Annotated in this window: 4 protein-coding genes; 2 read left to right on the top strand and 2 right to left on the bottom strand. The window is 37.2% G+C overall.

Annotation, left to right across the window (positions count from 1 at the left end):
• Positions 1 to 17 precede the first annotated feature (17 nt).
• Together JZO71_RS12315 and JZO71_RS12310 are read right to left on the bottom strand one after the other, a co-directional pair.
• Complete coding sequence (locus JZO71_RS12315) at positions 18 to 932, bottom strand: N-acetylglucosamine kinase (RefSeq protein WP_206900083.1); 915 nt, start codon at positions 930 to 932, stop codon at positions 18 to 20.
• A gap of 8 nt (positions 933 to 940) precedes the next feature.
• On the bottom strand, positions 941 to 2,389 hold the full coding sequence (locus JZO71_RS12310; protein WP_206900080.1) for a glycoside hydrolase family 1 protein: 1,449 nt from the start codon (positions 2,387 to 2,389) through the stop codon (positions 941 to 943).
• Between the two features lie 232 nt (positions 2,390 to 2,621).
• On the opposite strand from JZO71_RS12310, the gene JZO71_RS12305 reads away from it, so the two are divergent.
• Positions 2,622 to 2,927, top strand: coding sequence for a hypothetical protein (locus tag JZO71_RS12305; RefSeq protein WP_206900078.1), 306 nt, complete (start codon positions 2,622 to 2,624; stop codon positions 2,925 to 2,927).
• 27 nt (positions 2,928 to 2,954) lie between these two features.
• Positions 2,955 to 4,301, top strand: coding sequence for a PTS sugar transporter subunit IIC (locus JZO71_RS12300; protein WP_206900076.1), 1,347 nt, complete (start codon positions 2,955 to 2,957; stop codon positions 4,299 to 4,301).
• Positions 4,302 to 4,339: the final 38 nt, after the last annotated feature.

The raw sequence follows: 4,339 nt of genomic DNA, 5'->3' as shown, positions 1-4,339 counted from the left end.
TTTTGAGGAGTTTTTTTTTAATTGAAGTTAGCCGTACTCACACGTTGTGCAGCTAACTGATTTTTCCAAATAACTAATGCAGCTTTCGTATTATGAACTGTATCAGGGGCAAGCAAGATTTCATAGCTTTTCAATCGTTCGAGAAAAACGTGCCGCACTGTTGCCTGCTTTTCCAACAAGCTACCATTAATACCTAAACAAAATCCTGAAGTTAGCTTCATTTTATCTGCTAATTGGATAACCTGAGCGGCTAGTAATTCACCCGTTTGTTTTAGTAATTCTGACACACGTACATCTTTTTGTTCGTAGCTTGAACAAAACGCAGCTACGCTAGCAATTTCGCCCTTATTTTTTTGATACATTATTTTTACCAAGCTCATTACATTCTCTGCACCAAAAAAAGCTAATAAATCTTGAGCAAAAGGTGACAATGTTTTTCCTTCATCAAACTCTGCTAGAACCAACTTGATTGCAGCAATCGCTAAGTGATAAGCAGAACCCTCGTCTCCCAATAACTGTCCCCAGCCACCTACGCGATACCATTGGTTTTCTTTCAGTCCAAAAAATGCTGAGCCTGTCCCCGCAATTGCTAAAATACCTGGTTGAAAGCCCACCTTAGCTAAATAACTGAACTGCGCATCATTATATAAATAAACGGGATAATTAAAGTAAGTTAACTCTTTCTGAAATTTTCCTCGCAAACCACCACCATCAATGCCGGCAATGCCTAACGCAATCAATTGACAGTCTGCTCCTCCCAGTCTGGTTAGCAATTCATCCATTGCTCGAAAAATATTCTTCTTTGCTCGCTCATAAGAAACAAGTAGATTTCCAAATCCCTCAATTGTCTCTCCCAAAACATTTCCTTCTAAATCATAAGCAATCGCATGCGTTTTCGTGCCTCCACAATCAATCCCAATGACGTACTCCATCGTTTCTCCTACTCTACTTTTTGTGACTTTCTTCTTGCCTTTCTTTGTTCAGCAATAAATCCTTGATACCAATAAAAACTATCTTTTTTATAACGATCATATGAACCATTTCCCTGATTATCTGCTTCAACGAAAATAACGCCGTACCGTTTTTCCATTTCACAACTCCCTGCTGAGACAATGTCAATGATCCCCCAAGCAAAATATGCTAGGACATTCACTCCCAGTTGCTCTGCTTCTAAAATTTGTTGAAAATGCTGCTTAAAATACTCGATACGATACGCATCATGGATACCATCAGTCTCTTTCACATCTCTTGCACCCAATCCATTTTCAGCTATCATAACTGGCTTTTGATAACGATCGTAAACTTTTAGTAGCGTTGTCTTCAATCCAATGGGATCAATTTGCCAGCCCCATTCGCTTGCTTTTAAATAAGGATTCTTTGTCGTCGCTACCAAATTTCCGGCCGTTTGCTGTTGACTTTCCTCTACCGAGCTAATACTCGAAGAATAGTAAGAAAAGGAGACAAAATCACAAGTATTTTCTTTTAAAAGCAGACGATCTGCTTCACTGATTTCAAAATCAACGTCATGCTCCAAGAAAAATTTATTCATATAATAAGGATATTCGCCTCTAGCTAAGACATCCATACAAAACCATTGATTGATTTGTTCATCTAAAACTAACTGTAAATTGTCCTCAGGTTTTGGTGTTAACGGATAGTAGCAAAAGCAAGAAATCATTGCACCAAATTGACCTTTGACTTTCATTTTTTTCCCTAGGGCAATAGCTTTTGCACTAGCAAGAAACTGATGATGCAAACTTAAAAAGATGTCATTGTACGCATACGCATCATTTTCTGGTTTCAATAATCCTGTACCATTATAAGGACTGAAATACCCTGCATTGATTTCATTGAAAGGTAAATAATAATCAATCAGCTCACCCCAATGACTAAAAATAACTGTGACTAATTTCAAATAATGGTCAATTGTCTTACGGTTTTTCCATCCACCTTGTTCTGTTACTAAATGAAGCGGCAACGCATAGTGATTGATTGTCAAAAAAATTTTTATTTTTTTGTTGATTAACTCTTTAAAAATAGCATCGTAATACTTTATCCCGTCCTCATTAGGAATCTCTTCGTCTCCGTTTGGAAATAGTCGTGACCAACTAATTGATAATCGGTAAACATCCAAACCCAACTCACTAAGTAACGCTAAGTCTTCAGCTGTCCGATCCTCTCCGTTAGATCCTTTTCTGAACGGATAAAAAATTTGATTTTCCTCTACCGCTTGTTCAACAGTCTTCTTGGTTAATAATCGTGTAGCTACTGTCGCATTCGATGTTTTTTCTAAATACGGTCGACAGTCTTGAGTGTCTATCCCTCTCCTTCTGTAACCGCCTTCATATTGACTGGCAGCAGTAGCTCCGCCCCATAAAATTTTTGTCATTTTCCTCCTCCTTTGCATTCGCCTTTATCATACCATCTAAGAAATGCGTTTTCAAACATATAAAAAAATAAAGAAATTTCAATTCTAACAAGAAACAAAATTACAAAAAAATAAAAAATATATTGATTTTTAATTTCTTAACTGTATACTAAAAAAGAAGAGATCCCTAGATGCTCTTTTTTATTGCTATCTTTTGTAAGCGTTTAATTATTTGTTGAGAGGAGGTATTTTTATGCAAAAAGGAACGAATGAAACATTGCACATTAACTTTGGTGTGAAAACAGCTGGATTGCTTTTACTTGCTTGCATTTTTGGTGGTATTTTTATTCCTTATTTATTTTACTTGGCAAACTGGAGTACCAATCTGGGTGTTTTGCTTTTTTTACCCATTAGTTTAGCGACAGTTTTAGCGATGAATCCATATTTCATCCAAACAAAACGAGGATTTTGTAAGGGCTTTTTTATCACTTTTGGTATCTCATTAATTATTTTAGAAATTTTAGCATACATTTGGATCTATCAAGGAATTATTTTTTAATTGACTTTACTTAAAGGAGTGTAAACTATGTTAACAGCTTTCACTAATTTTATTGAGTTACATCTAGCTGGACCAATGGCAAAAATTGCTAATCAACGGCACTTACGAGCGATTCGTGACGGGATTATTGCAACGTTGCCTTTGATTATTGTTGGTTCGTTCTTTTTGATTATCGCCTTCCCGCCCCTACCACAATCATGGGGAATTTATCAGTTTCTATCTTCGAATGCCGCAACAATTTTATTACCTTATCGTATGACCATGTACATCATGTCACTTTATGCAACATTCGGAATTGGTGCTAGTCTTTCAAAAACTTACAACTTAGATGTTGTTTCTGGCGGAATTCTGTCGACCATCGCCTTTCTATTGACTTTTGTACCTGTAAATATTCCTTTAGAGGCGGCAGAAGCTGCTGGAACTTCTGGTTTTGTTTTGCCAATGGCAAATCTTGGCGGTGGTGGTATGTTTGTCGGTATCATCACTTCGATTTTTGCTGTTGAGGTCTATCGTTTAACAGATAAATCAAAATTCAAAATCACTATGCCAGATCAAGTACCACCTGCAGTAGCTCGCTCCTTTGAATCATTAACACCGACTCTGATCGTCATTCTAGTGATTTCTACTATCAGTTATTACATTGGTTTTGATTGGCATTCAGCTGTTTCGAAAATTGTTAGCCCCTTAATCAGTGCGACTGATACACTACCAAGTGTACTGCTATTGATCTTTATGATCACTTTTTTCTGGGCTTTTGGGATTCATGGCGTTTCAATTATCGGCTCACTAGCACGTCCACTATGGTTACAAATCTTAGAAGCTAACACTACGGCAGCTGCTGCTGGTGAAACTTTGCCAAACATCGCGGCTGAACCTTTTTACCAATGGTTTATCTGGATTGGTGGATCTGGTTGTACGATTGGCCTTGCTATCTTACTTGCCTTTACTGCCAAATCTAAGTATGCTTCAAAACTGGGAAAAGCAATTATTACACCATCGATTTTCAATATCAATGAACCAGTTATCTTTGGTGTTCCAATCGTGTTGAACCCAACGTTGATCATTCCATTCATTTTAACCCCGATGGCTTGTGCCACTATCGCTTGGTTCGCAACTAGATTAGGATTTGTAAGTGCAGTTACAATTACTGCTCCTTGGACTTTGCCTGGTCCAATTGGGGCTTATCTTGCAACTGGTGGTGACTGGCGCGCAGCAGTTTTAAATTGTTTGTTGATTGTTTTATCAGTCGTAATGTATTATCCATTTGTTAAAATTTATGACAAAAATGAACTAGCAAAAGAGCATGCTTTAGAACAAGAAAAAAGTGAAACTGAAGAATTGGTTTCAACAACTGTCGTTGAAAGCAAATCATAAGCCAAACAATTACGTTAGCAACAATAAAAAGAGGGAAG

The sequence above is a fragment of the Candidatus Enterococcus courvalinii genome, assembly GCF_017315945.1.
Classification (GTDB): domain Bacteria; phylum Bacillota; class Bacilli; order Lactobacillales; family Enterococcaceae; genus Enterococcus_B; species Enterococcus_B courvalinii.
This window is presented reverse-complemented; position numbering and strand designations above follow the sequence as displayed.